Here is a 17,170-nt window from a genome sequence, read left to right as displayed (position 1 = left end):
GGTGCGTTCAATAAAAAGAAATAAGGGAGTAGCGGGTATTCTGTTCGTCGGCCTGTTACCAATGATGGTTATTTTTATGGCGTTTTCGATGCAGATGTCGCAACAGATGCTTGCGCATACCAGGTTACTGGAAGCGGCAGAGGTAGCGAGCCTTGCTCTTATCGCAAGCCCTAGAGAGGATGAAGAGAACAACGTTAAGTATGCACGCTACTTAGTTGATCGTTATGTTGTCGATAATACAGATGATGTCGATGTAGCGGTGTATACCAGTAAATGTGAGTACAAAGATGGTTGTGTACAAGCAAGTGGTGAGCTTGCACCGTTCAGCGACTTTGTGGTGAGTGCGACGGCCAAATACACGTCTTGGATTGCATACGAAGACGTAAATTTAAAGCCTGAATTTTCAGTCAGTGGCCGAGCTGTGACGCGCAAATATCTTCCTCAGCCAGTAGACGTCTACTTTATTGGTGACTTTAGTGGATCTATGGGCAACTCGTGGAAGAACGGCAAAATGAAGTTAGATGTCGTGAAAGAAACCATTAAGCGAGTCGTTGATGACATTGAAGAGTTTAATACCGAAGAAAAAAGCAGAGTCGCCTTGCTTGGGTACAACCCTCTTCATGTGAAACAAGACGATGAGATAGTGAGGCTTAACGCTTATGGCTATCGGAGCACCTGGAGAAAGAAATACGCTTATGACTACGCTCGAAACTCTCCCGGGACAACAGTGAGACGAATGTTTGATAAACCAATCTTGTATGACGAGATCATCGAACCATCGTATGGAATGAGTCGATATGAAGTAGAGCGACTTTATAAGCGAAACAATGATTTTGATGATTACTACAAGTTTTACGATATTCCACTGACTGAGGATTATGACAATTTTCGAGCTCAGTTAATGAGCACTCAGTTGAAAGCTGGTGGAGGCACCTCTTCTTGGAATGGAATCATTGCTGCGGCACAAGAAGCCAATAAAGCGACCAACCTTAACCCTGAACAGGTGTTCATTGTGTTATCCGATGGTAGTGACAGCGACGAGACCTATTTACAGAAGTTAGTGGATCAGGGGTTATGTAAAAAGCTGCGCTCAACCATTTCAGCGAAACGGAATCGTTTCCAAAGCAATGCACCAACTGAAGCTGAGAAAACAAAAGTAACAATGGGTGTTATTGGTATTAACTACCGCGTCCAAGCAAGTGATGGTTTTGGAGACTGCTTCGGCAAGAAAAACATTTATCACGCCAAAGATGGTGAAGATGTGTACAAGTATATTTTGAATTTGATTAATGAAGAAACAGGAAAACTTAAGGATTAACATGAGATACCTAGTGATGATTTCTATGATGTTGCTCTCTCCAATGGGCTATGCGAATTGCTTGGGCAATGTCGATGAGTACATAACATCGACCACGTTAGTCTCTTCTCATGTTGTGACAACTCAAGTAACGGGTAAATTGTTAGAGCGTGATGAAAGACCGAAGAATGAGCTGCTCAATAAAGAGATCGAGGTGATCCAAGTCGCGGCTCAAGACGATGTGTGTTTCTATGATAAAGCGACACAATCTCTAGTACTTAATTATCCAATCAACGTGTATCAGTTGGATGAAAGTCATAAACAAGTACTAGAACAATACCTAAGTTTAGTCGGCGATAAGTCAAAGATTTTTATTGAAGGGCACGCTGACAGTCTTGGTAGTGAAAGCTACAACAAAGCCCTTTCGTCACGTCGTGCGGGGCAGGTCGCTAGCTACTTAAAGGAAGATCTTCGCCAAGGAACTCGCATCGTTGAATATGCGTATGGCGAAAGCGCACCCATTTGTAAGGTTGCGGACAACAAGGCAACAGGTTGCAATCGACGAGTTGTGATAACAGTTAAGTCGTAATGGGTTTTGTTTTCATTGTCTGTGTTTTTATTCTCTGGGCTGCGGTCTTGAGTGGTGTATAACGATACTCGACTCTACCCAAAGGGAGCCAATATAGGCTCCCTTTTTAGTCTTATTATATCTGTGAATTACTACACCGCTAAGCTACTAAACCATAGGCTCTGCTTGCTCTTGAATTGACTCTGAGGGAGCAAGATATTGGCACAACTCTTCGTATGGGATAGGGCGTGAGAAGTAGTAGCCTTGCATCAAATCACAACCGCAGTCTTTAAGGATCGCGAAGTGTTCGCTCGATTCTACACCTTCTGCTAATACCACCATTCCGAAGTTCTTACCGATAGCAATAATGTTCTGCACCATAGTCAATGATTGCTGGTCTATCGCAATATTCTCTATGAAGCTTTTATCGATTTTAAGCTCGTCGATAGGCAGTGCTTTCAACATACTCAATGATGAATAGCCGGTACCAAAATCATCCAGAGAGATCTTAATGTGGTTCTTTTTGAGGCCTTCGAAAATTGGTTTAACCAAATTAACATCTTCGATGAACAAGCTCTCTGTGATTTCTAGCGTTAAACAGCTTGGTGAGAACTGGTATTTCTCAAGCGTGGATAACAGGTGTTCAGAGAACGATTTATGCGAGAACTGCCTAACCGAGATGTTGATCGATAACCCGATCTCTTGATCGGTCGTTCTATGTAAATGAGCGATTTGCATAATACTTGACTCGATTATAAACGTGCCAAGTTTATGCATTAAGCCAGTGCTCTCCGCGACGGGGATAAACACATCGGGTGGAACAAAACCTAGCTCGTCATCAACCCAGCGCACAAGAGCTTCCACACCATCAATGCTTTCATCTGCTCTCACTAGAGGTTGGAAAGCCATAAACAGTGTCTGTTTCTCAATCGCAATACGCAGCCTCTGTTCAACTTTCATCTTGTAGAGGTGGGCATCTTGCATTGCCGTAGTGAAAATGCTGTATGAGTTTTGCTGCTGTTTGGCTTTGTACATTGAGATGTCGGCAGAGCGAAGCAGACTATCGAGATCTTTACCATGCTCAGGGAAACGTGCAATTCCGATGCTACAGCCCAATAGGAATTGAGAGTTTTGCACTTCATAGGGTTGAGAAAGTACCTCGATGATACGCTCTGCGAGTCGTTTAATTTCAGACTCGCTGGTTATTGGAGTTAAAAACAGAAACTCGTCGCTCGATTCACGTACCAATAGGCTCAATCGAGAGCGGAATCGCATTAAACGTAACGCTATTTGTTTAAGAACCTTGTCACCAAAATCATGCCCGTGCGTATCGTTGACGCATTTAAAGTTATCGATATCGATGAACAGCAGTGAGAATTGCTCTGACTCACTTGCCACCCATTTATCGATGTTCTTACGCATGTATAAACGGTTTGGCAGCGTAGTGAGAGGGTCGTGGTTCGCTTGATAGATAAGTTGGCTGCGAGTGCGCTGCTCATTCTTCGCAATAGACTTAACCAAAATGTAGAAGCCACACTGGATCAAAATAAAAATAATGAAAAGAATGCCAAATTCTTCGATAAAGACGGTATCGACGTGTGCGAGGTCGGTGCGACCAACGACCCAAAGTTTATAATCCGGCAGGTACTTAGCGCTCAGTAGAGAGTGGAATTTATTATCACTAACAACAAATGAGTAGGTCTCTTTTCCCGTTTTCGCTTCTTGTACAGTAGCGCTGACTTGCTCTGAAAAGTTAACGCTCACGCGCTGAAGCAGGTCGCTGTCTACTGGTTTTAGGTAAGCATCAAGAGACTCGATGTCACTAGAAAAGAACTGACGGTACTTATCTTGTCGTAACAAGGTCAGTGTGTTGTAACTGCCAGCATGCGCGTTGTTTTCAAATACTATGGTGCTATCTAAACGTAATCCCGCGGTCATCACGGCATCAATGCTATTACCATCCACTGAAATCGATTTTCTTAACGGAATCACTAGGCTATCTAGGGACTTTTGAAAATAGGTTCGCCCTAAAACCATCCTGTCACTTGAAAGCGCTTCTAGAAAGGAGTCTCGAGTTTGTGGAAGCTCAAGTAAGTTGTCTTGGTCTGCCAGTTTGAGGTTTGAGCTAACAGATAAGTAATCGCCCTGTGTGTTAAGCAGGCCAAATGCAGCAATCGCTGGATGAGTCTCAAGCAACTTATCCAATATTGGACGAATCTGAATAGCGGCGGTACGAGTGAAGTCAGACTGTTGGGCCAATTGGTGTCCAACGACTTCTAGGAGTGCCTCTTGGCTTGTGAGCAGTGAACTGACAGAGCTAGAAAACAGCTCTACTTGGATATGCTGCTGCTCAATGAAGTCTTCTCTATTGGCTTGCCACTTTGTTACACCTAGCACAGTGAAAAGTATCAAGGTGAGCAGTACGACTAGAGCGTACAGCGACCAGATATTTTTCTTAAATAGAGCCATGGAATGCCTTTTTTGGTTACGACTTTGAACAGAGTGCACGAGACAAACTATTGGGCGCCAATATGATGTATTAAGTTTGTAAGACACATCGATAATGACTAATGATTAAATAGTGTAACGACTAGATATCGGGATTCTTGAGTAAAAAATTAACATTCATATCAACAATAATGGTTAGTGTTTGATTAATCGAAGTTTATTGTTGGTGCATTACTGGGAGTTTAGCCGAGAGCCGTTACGATATAATAACAAAGAGCTTACCCATGTTTGGAGTAAGCTCATTATGCATGCGAAGTATATTCTAATAGTGGCAGTAAGCGAAGTTGAATTACTGGTTAGTTACGGCGATAGGCAGGTTTTCGTTAGCGCCCCATTCTGTCCATGAGCCATCGTAAACTCCCATTTCGCCCGAGTATCCCGCCAATTTAGCGGCTAACAAAATGATGCAGGCAGTCACACCTGAACCACAGCTAAAGAACATCGGTTGAGTTGGTGTTAAGTCCAACGTAGAAAAGACCTCCACAAGCTCGCTCTGAGGTTTCAACTTACCGTTATTCAGCACTTGTGCGAATGGTAGACAAACTGAGTTTGGAATATGTCCACTGCGTAATCCTGCTCTTGGCTCAGGAACTTCTGAATCGAAACGAGCTTGAGACCGCGCATCTAGAATATTGGCACTTTTCTCCTCTGAATAGCTTAGGACTTGCTTTGCATCCACGAAGTAGTTGTCTTGAATGTTGCCTTCGAAATTACCTGGCGTGACTTCTGCTCTGTACGATGTGTCTGTTGCGTAACCCGCTTCAATCCATGCAGGTAAGCCACCATCTAAGATGTAAACATCCTGATGTCCCATTGCCATAAACATCCACCAAGCGCGAGGCGAAGCGAAAGTACCCGAGTTATCGTAAACCACAATGGTGCTGTCTTGGTTGATACCAATTTCACGTGCACGAGTGTTGAAGTGTTTTTCGGAAGGGAACATGTGAGGAAGTAGGGTGTGTTTGTTGCTGAAGTCTTTGTCGTAGTCGAAACGAATTGCTCCGGGAATCATTTGCCCTTTGATCTTTTCAGACTCACTTGGAATTTGAAATTCGATACTGGCGTCTAGGAGGATGATGTTGTCTTGCTCTAACAAACGTTGTTGAAGTTGTTCTGGTGAAATGAGTGGCTGATTCATTCTTATTGTATCCATTCTTGTTGTAGTTATAGCTGTTGTTATATCGACGGCTAAGGTGCAGCTCTACAGTGGATGAACTGATAGCTGCTTTGTCCGGTGATTTGGTTACTTAATGTATCAAGTGAGACTACAGAATCAATAGGGCAGTCTGTGGTCGGTGCAATGGATACGCGAAATACACTGTTGTCTTGAGTTTGAACCGTAAGATAGCGCCTGTGGCCATCTAATGACTGAGTGAGTGTATTCGAAATCACTTTGGCTTCAATACGTTGCCCCGTCTTTGACGTTAACGGGAAATGGGTAAGGGCAATTAATACGCCGACACCACACATTAAAATAAGTAGACCTATTTTTAACTGTTTCATGAGAGTAAGTCTTTGAAGGTTATCTTGAAAATATAAGTTAGATTCGAAATAAAGTGAATGAACGCCTATCAGATAATTTTCAGTGTTATTGGTTTGAAACGATCAAAAAAGTGAGCATTGCTGCTCACTTTTAGTTGCTGATATTCGAAACTAAACTTTCATTACCACACGATCTGAGAGTTGCTGCTCGATACTACTTTTTGTAGAGGTGGCTGCCCATCGTAAAACCAAATCTCAACGAGAAGTGAATCGTGGTTGACTGGGCTCGCGAAGTTAGAGGCGAACACACCATTGTTTAATGATCCTGCAATCACTTTGCTTGAGTAGTCTGGTTTCAATGTCGAGTCGTCACGAGCACTAAAACGGCTATACACGGTAACAAATGAACGGTCTGTTGAAATACTACTGATGTCGATGTCGATATCAAACTGCTCGACAGAGCTGTAATCAAAACCATCGGGTACCACTAAATCACTCATAGTGTAAGTTGGTTCCGCTGCTGCACTGGCTACTGGAGACGGTGATGGCGTTGCAGTTACTGGCGTTGCAGGTGTCGCCGGTGATGATGGTGAAGGAGAAGCCGTGCTGCCACCACCGCCACCTCCGCCCCCACCACAACCTGCAAGTAGGAGTGGGGCTGTAGCTAAAACTACGGTCATTGTTTTCTTCATGTTCCAAGAGCTTTGTGCAGACATATTATTTTCCTTAGAGAGGTTGCTTCTCAACTCAACGTTATGATGTTCGCGATTATGTTTATCTTTGATACTCATGACGTCTCTCCTTATGGCTCGTAACATTGGTTGTCTGCTGGTGATGTGTACCAAGTTTGGTTATTGTCACCACCTGACTCTGCCCACTGCTTAAACTCTGGGTAAGCAGTTACGATATCCACGTATTCTTGTGGCCATTCCCACTCTTCTGTTGACGTGATAATCAGTGCCCAAGGGTGGTTTTCTGCTGTTTTGAAATATTTACCTGTTGCTGGGTCGCTATCGTCAACACCGATTCCAGAATCAAATAGGTTCACTGTGTCAAAGGCCTCGGTTGGTGCTTGGTCTGGCAAGTGAACTTCCCAACTACGTCCTGGGTGCATCGGTAGGTTGTCGCCGTGATAGTAGCCCGGTGTTGCAAAAATGAAGGGGTCGTAAGGCATGTCTGTCCACGACGCAGTACTCACACCGTCGCCTGATAAGTTGATACCGATTTGGAATGCGAACTGTTCATCTTCTTTACAAGCGTTGCTTGTACGGTAGAAGGCGCATGAAGTATTCGCTTTTTCAGACAAGTCTTCAGCGGCGATAAAGATAGCTTCACTACGACCGTCTTCCATACCTAAATCGGTGAATACGCCATTGTGTTTCATGTATGAGTTAACGGTATCTACCGAGCTTGGTGCAAGGTTTGGTAGGCGAATCGCAAAGCCATTTTTGTAGGTTGCCCCTACAGCCGCTAGGCGACCATCGATGGTAGACTTAACAACCTTACCGTCTTTTAAGATCTCAGTGATGCGATACATGATAACGGCATCATTCATGTCATAGTCGGCTTTATAAGGCCAATTGTCTTCATATGCTAGGGTGGCGTAGCCAGAAGCACTTGGGAAGTAACGAGCCGTTGCACCATCATTAAGAACATCGACTTGAATATCGACCACCTCACCAGAGGTAGAACCGCCAAAGTAGCTCAGGTTAGTTTGTTGGCTGAATCTGAATCGAGCCCAAGTGGTACCTGTTAAGGCATTAATATCGACATTTAAGAATAAGTCGTTCTCACCGGCCGCCAATAAGTAGTCGGTAAAGACTTGTTCGTTGGCGCCGTCGAAACTACCGTCTTGGTTCCAATCTATCCAAGCTGAAAGATAGCCCGTTGTTGAAGCTTCAATAATTACCTTCGAATCGAGGCCAGCTTCAAGTGCGGTTACAAAACCGATACCACCGTTCGCCCACTCATCATCCACTCCAACGGTTTCATCTGATTGAGGTGTGACATAACCATCCAAATCCGCATCTGGAGGCGTTGTACCTAACCATGTGATGCCATCAAGCTCATGTCGAGGACCGTTGCTAGCGAGAAGAGTTAGGTAGCTGTCTGGCGCGTCACCGAAGTCGATGTTTGAGTCTTCATCAACAACAGGTGCATTAGCACAACGAGCACCATCGTTTTGACCAGAAATTGGGCCATTCGGTACAAATTCATCGGCTGGAACAATACCTGCTGCGATATTGGCAGCGTTGTCGGGAGATAGGTTGATTCGGTAAATTTTACCGTCTTGATTTCGAGATACGTAATAGTAGCCGTTTACATCAAAATAACCTGCGCCAAACGTCCCTGTTTCTCCGGTATCACCAATATAGGTTTCTGCACCTGTAGTTGGGTTGAAGCTGTACAAGCCACCCGAGTTATTGTCGATACCATATAAAGAGCCATCACTTGGATGGAAAGCAAAATCAGTCAGTTTTACAGTTGCAGGGCTGCCTGCGATTTTGTTGACCGTAACGGTTGCATTAGGATCGGAATCGAGAGGGGATAGATCAACAGTGAACAACCCCTTACCTGTGCGGTAGAGGTAGTAAACGTGGTCGTAGACATCACCTACATAGAAGGTATGGTCGGTTGGCAGTCCACTGGTGTTGATGACTTCTGCTTGGAAATCCTTGCCTAGGCGCACCAAACGTTTGTTGGTGGTGTCATAACCGTATATGTATCTGTCTTCGAAATCAAAACCGACACCGTTAATGTTAGCGTTCATCCCCGTGTCGTCTTCGAGAAGGGTCGTTGAACCAGTCACTAGGTTAACGCCCCAAACTTCAACGGGGGTGGATTGAAAGAGGTATGCCTTACTCGGGCAAGTATCGAATGGCGCTGCGTTGGCGACCAGTGGCGCGCTTAATAGCAAACTTAACGTTGTAATTCTCATATCTACATCCTTGTGATGGAAGGTCTAGATACTTAATCAAGTAATGTGCCATTTTTAAGCTGTTGATTTTAATGCTTTTTATTTTTGATGATTCAAGTTTTTGTTGTTTTCTCAAAATGAGAATTCAAATGAAACTAATCTCTTAATAACTATTTCAATTTGATAACCTTGAGTAGAAGCTAAACTTCAGACATAAAAAAGCCCTGACTTATCGTCAAGGCTTAGGTTCTCGATAGGGGGATATGGTTTAGTCTATCCACACACCGAACAGTTAGGCATCTTCATTAAGTTCATCTCACGCCAGCTGTGAGACATGGCATCGAGAATCAAAAGTTTGCCTTGTTTTGGTTGTCCAAATTTAGCGATAACTTTGATCGCTTCCAAAGCCTGAGCCGCGCCCACCATGCCAACAACAGGCGCCATCACACCAGCTTCAACACAGCTTAGTGCTGCGTTGCCGAACAGAGCGCTCAAACACTGGTAACAAGGTGCATTGTCATCTTGATAAGTGAATACGCTAATCTGACCTTCCATGCGAATCGCAGCACCAGAAACTAAAGGCGTTTTAGATGCGTAACATAAGCGGTTCAATTGATTGCGCGTTTCAACGTTGTCGCTGGCATCAAGTACTAACGAATGCGCTTCAATGAGCTTTGCTAGTGCCTCGTCATCAAGTCTGTGGTCGACCGTTTCAACTCTAAGGTGTGGGTTTAACACCTGTAATGATTCAGCGGCTGAAACGACTTTCTTCTTACCAATATCAGCATCGGTGTGAAGCACTTGTCGTTGCAAGTTTGAAAGCTCAACAATATCATCGTCGATCAATGTCAGCTTACCAATGCCTGCAGTCGCAAGGTATTGAGCAGAGGCGCAGCCTAAGCCACCTGCACCTAACACCAAAATCGAGCTCTGTTTCAGCGCTTCTTGACCCTCAAAATCAAACTGCTTGAGAATGATCTGGCGGTTATAGCGAAGCATTTCCGCATCAGACAAAATTTCCATGAGCAAGCCTCGTTAGTAAAGCGTCGAGTTAAACAGTTGAATCTGAACCGTTTCACCAACTTCAACACGACCACGTTCGCGCTCTAGTACCACAAAGCAGTTTGCTAAGCTCATTGAGCGGAAAGCGCCAGAGCTTTGGTTACCTGTTGTTTCTACGACAAATTGACCGTTTTCAATCGAGTAGATACCACGTTGGTAATCAGTACGGCCAGGGCCTTTTTTGAATGCAGACTTAGTCGTTGCAGGAATAGATTCTGGCGCTGTCCACGCAGTATGACCGGCAAGTTTAGCCAGCAGAGGTTGAACTAACACGTACATCGTCATCATTGCAGACACTGGGTTACCCGGTAGGCCACAGAACCAAGCGTTGTCTAGCTCACCAAATGCGAATGGTTTACCTGGTTTGATTGCTAATTTCCAAAAGCCGATTTCGCCAAGCTCTTCGAGAATGTCTTTGGTGTAATCCGCTTCGCCGACACTTACGCCACCAGAAGTGACAACTACGTCTGCCAATTCTTGCGCTTTTACAAAGGTTTCTTTAAGTGTTGCAGGGCAATCAGGGATAATACCTAGGTCAATGGCTTCGCAACCAAACGCTTCAATCAGTGGTTTGATACCGTAGCGGTTGCTGTCGTAGATCTGACCATTTTCAAGAGGCTGACCTAGCGGTTTTAGCTCATCGCCAGTAGAGAAGAAAGCGACTTTCGGTTTGTGTGCAACAATCACATGGCTCACACCAAGTGAAGCGATCATTGGAATGTCACGAGGCGTTAAACGTTCACCGCGGCTAAGAACGATGTCACCTTGCTTGATGTCGTCACCCGTAGGGCGAATGTTATTATTCAGTTTGATGTCGTCTTGCTGAATTTCAATACCTGCATCGGTTTCACGAGTATTTTCTTGCATGATGACTGCATCACAACCTTCCGGGATTTTAGCGCCAGTCATAATGCGCACGCAGGTGTTTGCTGGCCATTCGCCTTCAAACGGCTGACCCGCAAAAGACTTACCCGCCAATGGCAGTACTTTACCATTCTCTAGGTCTGCTAAACGCAGTGCGTAACCATCCATTGCTGAGTTATCAAAAGGAGGTACAAAAATAGGGGAGAGTATGTCTTCAGCAAGAACGTAGCCCAAAGCATCTGCCAATGGCAGAGTTAGAGTCGTTTGAATAGGTTTGATTGGTGACAGCAGCTTATCTAGTGCTTCTTCAATTGGCATTAAGCCCGGAGCGTCGCAACAGCCCATAATTGAAATCCTTTGATCGTTATTGTTTTGATTTTTGTGGTTGGCAATGGTGGTTCAATAATGATTAAAACACGCTTTTCGTCAACGAAATTGAAGCCACTTTAGCACAGTTTAGCCCCCGTAAATAATGACCTCCCTTAAAATATGGGTGTATTTATTCAAAATTCCGAGTATCCTTGTTTGCCATCCAGAAGGGGTAACAAAAGAGGAAGTTCAATGTCAGGTCTTAGCGAATCAGCGAAGTTGGTTAAAGATGCGCTAGCAAGCCGCGGTTTAGAGACGCCAATGAGTCCTAACCAGGTTAGCCGAGAAGAGAAAAAGGAACGAATCGAGCACCATATGCGTGAGATTCTCACTCTACTCGAACTTGATCTTACGGATGATAGTCTGGAAGAAACGCCACACCGCATTGCTAAAATGTATGTGGATGAGATTTTCTCTGGTTTAGATTACGCAAATTTCCCTAAAATTACCGTAATTGAAAATAAGATGGGCGTTCGTGAGATGGTACGTGTAAAAGACATTACCGTGACCAGTACTTGTGAGCACCACTTGGTGACGATTGATGGTAAGACAGCTGTCGCTTACATCCCTCGTGGTAAAATCATTGGTCTGTCTAAGATCAACCGTATCGTGCGCTTCTTTGCACAGCGTCCACAAGTTCAAGAACGTATGACTCAGCAGATCCTTGTCGCTTTGCAAACCTTGCTTGAAACAGAAGATGTTGCTGTAACCATGGATGCGGTTCACTACTGTGTGAAATCACGCGGTGTAATGGACGCAACCAGTGAAACCACCACTACAGCACTGGGCGGTATCTTCAAATCTAACCCAGCGACACGTCACGAGTTCTTGCACGGTCTACGTTAATCTCTGGTGATGTGATAAACACGATTTAGCCTCTGTAAGTCGGCAAACAAGATTCTAAGCCTCGCAATCAGCGGGGCTTTTTTGTGCTTGTAGAAAAGTTAATGGCAATGACTACGAATGTGGTCATTATCGAGAGTGCAGAATGAGTGAGTAGGGAATATGTTTGTCTGCGTAGTTTTCTACTTTGTATGAGATCCCCGACTCAGTCGTTCCTCCTTCTCGGGGATGACGGAGAATATTAAGGGATTTGACTCAAGTGTATGTTGAGAGTGACGTCGAATTTCGACGAGTTTATTCAGATAAATCTTGAGAACAGTGGTGAAAGTGTCTGTGTGAAACGCACTCAATAAGTTTTGGCACGCACCTCCGTCATTCCCTAAAGCGAGAAACGAGCGTAGTAGGGAATCTATTTTTGTATCTATGGTTCGGTATGAGATCCCCGACTCAGTCGTCCCTCCTTCTCGGGGATGACAGAGGATATTAAGGGATTTGACTCAAGAGTATGTTGAGGGTGACGGAGAATTTCGGCGAGTTTATTCAGATAAATCTTGAGAACAGTGGTGAAAGTGTCTGTGTGAAACGCACTCAATACGTTTGAGCACATAACCCCGTCATTCCCTATAACGAGGAACGAGCGTAGTAGGGAATCTCATGCTCAGAGGTCATAGTGGGAAAAATGGTTGGAAAGAGATGCGCTCTACACAGTGCAAAGCGCAAATTTGATTTTAGCTGGTGGAGTGCTTATGACAGGTTAAACAAACGCTTTAAACTATGAATGAAACCAGACGGCTTATTCTCTGCTTGGTAGATGTTCAAGCCATCGTAAAAACTTGCCATGAAGTCAACACGGATTTCATCATCTGTGCTTCTTGATAAGCGAGACAGCAGTTTGGCGGTCGCTGCCGCGTGATCATTGGCTAGGCTGTAATCCATACCTAGTCGACCTTGAATAAACAACCATAAATGTGTCACTAGCTTTAACTGCTGAGAGCTAGAGTTTTGAAACTTTTCGCCATGTTCACTGCCTACCGTATTGTCGAAGACATTTTGCATCGCTTCGCTAGCGTCTTTATTGCTCTCAAAACGATAGCTGGCATCGATATGTTCTTTGGTCAGTAGGCCAAGCAGTGTCTGACGGGCTGAATTATCAGGCTTATTCTCACAAGCGTGTTTAAACAGAGCGTGGTTTTCGTCAATAAAAGACGAGAGCTCTTTCTGGAAACCTGTCGCAATCGCCGTTACCGAATCTAAGCCAGACTCCTTCAAACAAACGTGAAGTCTGGTTTTAGCTTGTTGGTTGGCTTCAAGCTTTTGCTGATTAATGGTTGGAAGCTCAGTCATTACTCTGTAGCTCTTCCCACGTAACTTCTGCTGATTGTGTGTCGCTATTCACGAATGCAGAGTTACCTGTCAGCATAACTGAAAGATCCATCGTACGTTGTGTCATTGCGGCCAACTGCTCGATGCCATCATTATCTAGGCGAACGATTTGAGCTTTTAGGTAACCGAATTTACCTTTGTTCTGCTCCCACCATACGTTTGATTTAGTGTTGAAGCTGAACACACGAACAGATTTTGACAGGCGAGTGGCTTTCTTTACACGTTCTGCGTCAGGTTCGCCCACATCGATCCATTCTAGGATCTGGTCATCTAAAGACTTCTGCCACAAATCAGGTTCTTCGATAGTCGACAACCCTTTAGTAAATTGAAGCTCCGGTGAAGCATTGATACAAAAAGCCATGATGCGAGCCATCATACGCTGTTCTGTTTCAGAAGGATGCTGTGCAATCGTTAGATTAAAAGAGTCGTAATAGTCGCGGTTCATATCAGTTAAAGAGATACGAAACTTGTAGATTGTCGGTTTGAGGGCCATATGATGTAAGGGTTCCAATCGGATTAGGTGTACTATAGCTGTACCAATGCGTTTTTTGAAATCACAGCCTATAGGTAAGTTGCGCCTAGTATAAACGAAGTAGAGCAGTTGGCTAGCAAGATGAGGCTTTCGTTACACCATAATTATTTTAAGCACTTGTGGTGAACTAACAATGAAGAACACGGGGTCAACTTAGGTGGTTATGACGTGAGCGTTTAACGATTATGTGGCTGAGAAGTGTTCGCCCCTGAGTCATACAAAAGAATTGCTGAAGTATAAGTAAACACGAAGTGTCAACATTTAAGGTATTGACACTTCTTGGTCAGTCTATAAACACTATATGTCAGTGTTTATAGACTCATATTTCGTCTAAATTATTGTTAACTAATATTAATTACGTGTCGCTGTAAATGGTACGAATTCATTTTGCTCTAAACCATTGGGACCTGAGCATCTCACTTTTCCTGCTATGTAATCATCAGAAATATATGTTATTTCATAGGCTGCATCATAGAATGAACTGTCTTTAGCGACGATTTTATTATTTTTTAAAGACATTCTAGCCTCGCACATGTAGCCTGAATTGAAAGATATGCCCAGTATACTATTTCTTAATACGCCGAGCTTCGGATTTGAGCTTCTACCTCCTTTCAGCGAGATATTCATGGTATACGACCCACGGCGGTCTCTAAAGCGCTGATAAGCACTAGAATCAACCAAACCCTGTCCAAGGCCAGTCAGCGGCGAATATTTTAGTTGACCACTTTCAGTAACGAAAACCAGTTCCTCAATGTTGTCACCGTTAAGATCTACCATTGAAAAACTCTTGATATCTTCATTTGGCAAAAGTTCTCTAGGTTCACCTAACATAGAGTCTGCAGCAACAGAGGCGACTGAAAATAAAGCGGTAATAGAAAGGGTAAATATTGTTTTTTTCATACTAATGCACTCATTTTATTGATGTTTTTATTCAGATATTCTCCTGGTAGCATATCAAGATTAATGTGTTGATTGAAGATGAATTTATAAAATGAATGCTTAATGCTTAATTTTTAACATACATGTATAACGTTCGTTGTATATTCGTATCCTCAGTACAATTTTCTAGGTTTTCTAGGAATAACAGGCAGGGATTAAAGTGAGCGCAAGTACAAACAAACAGCCGCCCATATGCTGATTTCCTACCTTTGAGTGAGTTGTGAGGGTGGTCGAATATTTTTACTGTGCTGGCGACCAAATGTAATGAACTAGGCTTAGTTTTACGTGGTGGTTAAGTGATGAATATTGAGGTGAACTTTAGATGTTAGATAAAGGAGCTTCGACCTAGTAGCGGCTTTGACTGCGATTGATATGGTTGATAGACGGCTTTGACCAGAGGTTTTCGTTTGGTTTTTTGTTCTCCGGGCTATGGTTTGGTCTCAGCGCATAATGCCTTGTCTTAATTGTCACTCAAACGATTGGCCGGGTAAAAAAATAGCCAGCAGAGGCTGGCTATCTTTAGAAAGCTTTAAAATACTAAATTAAAGTACTTTGATGCTGTCAGCTTGTGGGCCTTTTTGACCTTGAGATACTACGAACTCAACTTTTTGGCCTTCAGCAAGAGTTTTGAAACCTTCGCCAGTGATTGCAGAGAAGTGTGCGAATACGTCTGGACCGTTTTCTTGTTGAATGAAACCGAAGCCTTTAGTTTCGTTGAACCATTTTACTGTACCAGTAACTGTGTTAGACATGATGTTATCCCTAAAATTAATTTTTATAGTGAGCCAATTGTGGCACTGATAGCGTGGAAAAGTTTATTGCTATTGCGTACAACACAACGGGGTTACTAGTAATCCAACGAAATGTTTATATACAAAGAACTTTCTTTCTAGCCGGAATCGAGTCTAAATCAAATCAGGGGATAGTCAATCGAATACATAGGGAAAGGTTGCAGAAACTTGGAGGTAGTCAAACTTTGCATTCCTTAAATATCATGTAGTTACAGTTGTATGGTGATTTCTTGTCGTTTTTGTGAAAAACATAGGTATGTTTGATGACAAAATTAGAGTCGTTGCACGGTTTTGGTACGTTCTGCTTTGAGACAAGAAAGCCGTTAAACTGCTTTGAACCCCAGTATTTAACGGCTTCATTTATAAAATCATTGTCGAATATTGTCTTCTCGTATAGGAGCTATTCTTACTTTTTCAGTCGATAAAGGTTGCCGTTGTCAGTGCTAAAATAAATGTCCCCGTTTGGTGAAGTTTCTATGTCTCTTATTCGTTCACCTAACTCTTCTAGTAGGCGCTCTTCTTTTATTGCCTCACCTTGTTCATTGACCGTCACCACATTGATATGAGTAAGCTTAAGTGCCCCCGCTAACAGTTTCCCTTTGAGTTCAGGAAACTTATTCCCTTGATAAACCACTAAGCTGCCAGGTGCAATTGAGGGGATGTAGACCTTTTTAGGCGCTTCGATGCCTTCTTTGGTTTCCGAATCACCAACGCTGATAGGGCCCCAATACTCTTTACCATGTGATGTGACAGGCCACCCGTAGTTGGCTCCTGCTTTTATTAGGTTAATTTCATCACCGCCACGAGGGCCGTGCTCAATAGACCAAAGCTTTTGACTTGGGAAATCATAGAAAAGTCCTTGTGGGTTGCGGTGACCGAAACTCCAAATCTCGTCGAGAACCTTGTCGTTATTTACAAATGGGTTATCGCTTGGTGTGCTCCCGTCAGCATTCAGGCGCAATATCGAACCAGCATGAGTTAGGGTGTTTTGACCGTTGTCTCGGTCACCACGGTCGCCAATGGAAAAGTACAGGTGACTATCGTCAAAGGTAATGCGGCTCCCAAAGTGACGACCTGTGTCAGTTCTCGACTTGGAAACAAACACATCTTGCCAATTGGACACTTCATTGCCTGTGTATGTAGCAGAAGCGAGTGTCGTTACGCCTTCGCCATCGACGTCTTTACTGTAGGTAACATAGAACTTATCTTCTTCGAAAGGTGATAGCGTGATATCCAACAGACCACCTTGTCCTTTTGCCCATATATTAGGGAGCCTGAACAGCGTGCTCTGGTCACCCGTTTTTAAATCAATGTGTTTAATAACGCCTGCTTTTTCTGTGAGAAGCATAGAATCGTCATTGACATAAGCTAGACCCCATGGGATTACGAGACCGTCTGTGATCTTCTCAGCTTGCCAAGCAAAAGCCGTTGTTGAGGCAAGGGGACCAGACACAATAAGTGCCAAAGCAGAGGAGAGAATGCGGTGATAAGTGTTCATTGAAGTCCCTTCAGTATTACGATCTAGTGTTAGTCTAGCGTGTGTCAGCGACAGGCGGAAAGTTAAGGAGTGTGAAAAGTGACTATTCACATATTTAGTTCAGTCAGTATTGTATGA

At 43.7% G+C, this 17,170-nt stretch carries 15 protein-coding genes; 3 read left to right on the top strand and 12 right to left on the bottom strand.

Translation table 11 applies throughout. The features are described from left to right. Position 1: 1 nt before the first annotated feature. Entirely contained in the window at positions 2–1,318 is a 1,317-nt protein-coding gene (locus F0228_RS12225; protein ID WP_171730782.1) for a VWA domain-containing protein, read from the top strand. A 1-nt stretch (position 1,319) separates the two neighbouring features. Then, entirely contained in the window at positions 1,320–1,886 is a 567-nt protein-coding gene (locus F0228_RS12220; protein WP_171730781.1) for an OmpA family protein, read from the top strand. A gap of 147 nt (positions 1,887–2,033) precedes the next feature. Here the strand turns inward: F0228_RS12220 and F0228_RS12215 are convergent, their stop codons facing one another. The 7 genes from F0228_RS12215 to moeA form a co-directional block, all read right to left on the bottom strand. Then, positions 2,034–4,334 (bottom strand): EAL domain-containing protein, encoded by a 2,301-nt coding sequence (locus tag F0228_RS12215; RefSeq protein WP_171730780.1) that lies wholly within the window; start codon positions 4,332–4,334, stop codon positions 2,034–2,036. A 328-nt stretch (positions 4,335–4,662) separates the two neighbouring features. After that, positions 4,663–5,511, bottom strand: a complete 849-nt coding sequence (locus F0228_RS12210) for a sulfurtransferase (protein WP_105058322.1) — start codon at positions 5,509–5,511, stop codon at positions 4,663–4,665. 50 nt (positions 5,512–5,561) lie between these two features. Beyond that, on the bottom strand, positions 5,562–5,876 hold the full coding sequence (locus tag F0228_RS12205) for a hypothetical protein (protein ID WP_171762277.1): 315 nt from the start codon (positions 5,874–5,876) through the stop codon (positions 5,562–5,564). A gap of 161 nt (positions 5,877–6,037) precedes the next feature. Then, positions 6,038–6,646 (bottom strand): hypothetical protein, encoded by a 609-nt coding sequence (locus F0228_RS12200; RefSeq protein ID WP_105058320.1) that lies wholly within the window; start codon positions 6,644–6,646, stop codon positions 6,038–6,040. 11 nt (positions 6,647–6,657) lie between these two features. Further along, on the bottom strand, positions 6,658–8,793 hold the full coding sequence (locus tag F0228_RS12195) for an LruC domain-containing protein (RefSeq protein WP_171762276.1): 2,136 nt from the start codon (positions 8,791–8,793) through the stop codon (positions 6,658–6,660). A gap of 252 nt (positions 8,794–9,045) precedes the next feature. Beyond that, positions 9,046–9,795, bottom strand: coding sequence for a molybdopterin-synthase adenylyltransferase MoeB (gene moeB, locus F0228_RS12190; protein ID WP_061032376.1), 750 nt, complete (start codon positions 9,793–9,795; stop codon positions 9,046–9,048). A gap of 12 nt (positions 9,796–9,807) precedes the next feature. After that, a complete protein-coding gene (moeA, locus tag F0228_RS12185) occupies positions 9,808–11,043 on the bottom strand; it encodes a molybdopterin molybdotransferase MoeA (protein WP_171762275.1) in 1,236 nt (411 codons plus the stop codon). Positions 11,044–11,259: 216 nt separating this feature from the next. Here moeA and folE point away from each other — a divergent pair, with 216 nt between their 5' ends. Further along, the gene (gene folE, locus F0228_RS12180; RefSeq protein WP_004737232.1) at positions 11,260–11,913 is read left to right on the top strand and encodes a GTP cyclohydrolase I FolE; all 654 of its coding nucleotides are present in this window, start codon (positions 11,260–11,262) and stop codon (positions 11,911–11,913) included. Between the two features lie 741 nt (positions 11,914–12,654). On the opposite strand, the gene F0228_RS12175 is transcribed toward folE, so the two are convergent. From F0228_RS12175 to F0228_RS12155, 5 genes are all read right to left on the bottom strand, one after another. Next, positions 12,655–13,254 carry a hypothetical protein gene (locus F0228_RS12175; protein WP_171762274.1) on the bottom strand — a complete coding sequence of 200 codons (600 nt, stop codon included), beginning with the start codon at positions 13,252–13,254 and terminating at the stop codon, positions 12,655–12,657. Further along, a complete protein-coding gene (locus F0228_RS12170; RefSeq protein ID WP_116871421.1) occupies positions 13,247–13,786 on the bottom strand; it encodes a YaeQ family protein in 540 nt (179 codons plus the stop codon). The genes F0228_RS12175 and F0228_RS12170 overlap by 8 nt, the downstream gene beginning before the upstream one ends. Before the next feature lie 390 nt (positions 13,787–14,176). Next, positions 14,177–14,725 carry a hypothetical protein gene (locus F0228_RS12165; RefSeq protein ID WP_171762273.1) on the bottom strand — a complete coding sequence of 183 codons (549 nt, stop codon included), beginning with the start codon at positions 14,723–14,725 and terminating at the stop codon, positions 14,177–14,179. A 581-nt stretch (positions 14,726–15,306) separates the two neighbouring features. Next, positions 15,307–15,516 (bottom strand): cold-shock protein, encoded by a 210-nt coding sequence (locus F0228_RS12160; protein ID WP_004737278.1) that lies wholly within the window; start codon positions 15,514–15,516, stop codon positions 15,307–15,309. Between the two features lie 445 nt (positions 15,517–15,961). Then, entirely contained in the window at positions 15,962–17,053 is a 1,092-nt protein-coding gene (locus F0228_RS12155) for a PQQ-dependent sugar dehydrogenase (protein ID WP_171730773.1), read from the bottom strand. Positions 17,054–17,170 lie beyond the last annotated feature (117 nt).

This window comes from Vibrio sp. 99K-1, assembly GCF_013114585.1.
GTDB lineage: Bacteria > Pseudomonadota > Gammaproteobacteria > Enterobacterales > Vibrionaceae > Vibrio > Vibrio chagasii_B.
Note: the sequence above shows the minus strand (reverse complement) of the source record. Positions and strands in the feature narration are given on the sequence as shown.

What these genes read in the sequence shown, in the direction of transcription:
- F0228_RS12220 (WP_171730781.1), top strand. Translation starts at nt 1,320, where the DNA reads ATGAGATACCTAGTGATGATTTCTATGATGTTGCTCTCTCCAATGGGC.
- F0228_RS12215 (WP_171730780.1), bottom strand. Translation starts at nt 4,334, where the DNA reads ATGGCTCTATTTAAGAAAAATATCTGGTCGCTGTACGCTCTAGTCGTA.
- F0228_RS12210 (WP_105058322.1), bottom strand. Translation starts at nt 5,511, where the DNA reads ATGAATCAGCCACTCATTTCACCAGAACAACTTCAACAACGTTTGTTA.
- F0228_RS12205 (WP_171762277.1), bottom strand. Translation starts at nt 5,876, where the DNA reads ATGAAACAGTTAAAAATAGGTCTACTTATTTTAATGTGTGGTGTCGGC.
- F0228_RS12200 (WP_105058320.1), bottom strand. Translation starts at nt 6,646, where the DNA reads ATGAGTATCAAAGATAAACATAATCGCGAACATCATAACGTTGAGTTG.
- F0228_RS12195 (WP_171762276.1), bottom strand. Translation starts at nt 8,793, where the DNA reads ATGAGAATTACAACGTTAAGTTTGCTATTAAGCGCGCCACTGGTCGCC.
- moeB (WP_061032376.1), bottom strand. Translation starts at nt 9,795, where the DNA reads ATGGAAATTTTGTCTGATGCGGAAATGCTTCGCTATAACCGCCAGATC.
- moeA (WP_171762275.1), bottom strand. Translation starts at nt 11,043, where the DNA reads ATGGGCTGTTGCGACGCTCCGGGCTTAATGCCAATTGAAGAAGCACTA.
- folE (WP_004737232.1), top strand. Translation starts at nt 11,260, where the DNA reads ATGTCAGGTCTTAGCGAATCAGCGAAGTTGGTTAAAGATGCGCTAGCA.
- F0228_RS12175 (WP_171762274.1), bottom strand. Translation starts at nt 13,254, where the DNA reads ATGACTGAGCTTCCAACCATTAATCAGCAAAAGCTTGAAGCCAACCAA.
- F0228_RS12170 (WP_116871421.1), bottom strand. Translation starts at nt 13,786, where the DNA reads ATGGCCCTCAAACCGACAATCTACAAGTTTCGTATCTCTTTAACTGAT.
- F0228_RS12165 (WP_171762273.1), bottom strand. Translation starts at nt 14,725, where the DNA reads ATGAAAAAAACAATATTTACCCTTTCTATTACCGCTTTATTTTCAGTC.
- F0228_RS12160 (WP_004737278.1), bottom strand. Translation starts at nt 15,516, where the DNA reads ATGTCTAACACAGTTACTGGTACAGTAAAATGGTTCAACGAAACTAAA.
- F0228_RS12155 (WP_171730773.1), bottom strand. Translation starts at nt 17,053, where the DNA reads ATGAACACTTATCACCGCATTCTCTCCTCTGCTTTGGCACTTATTGTG.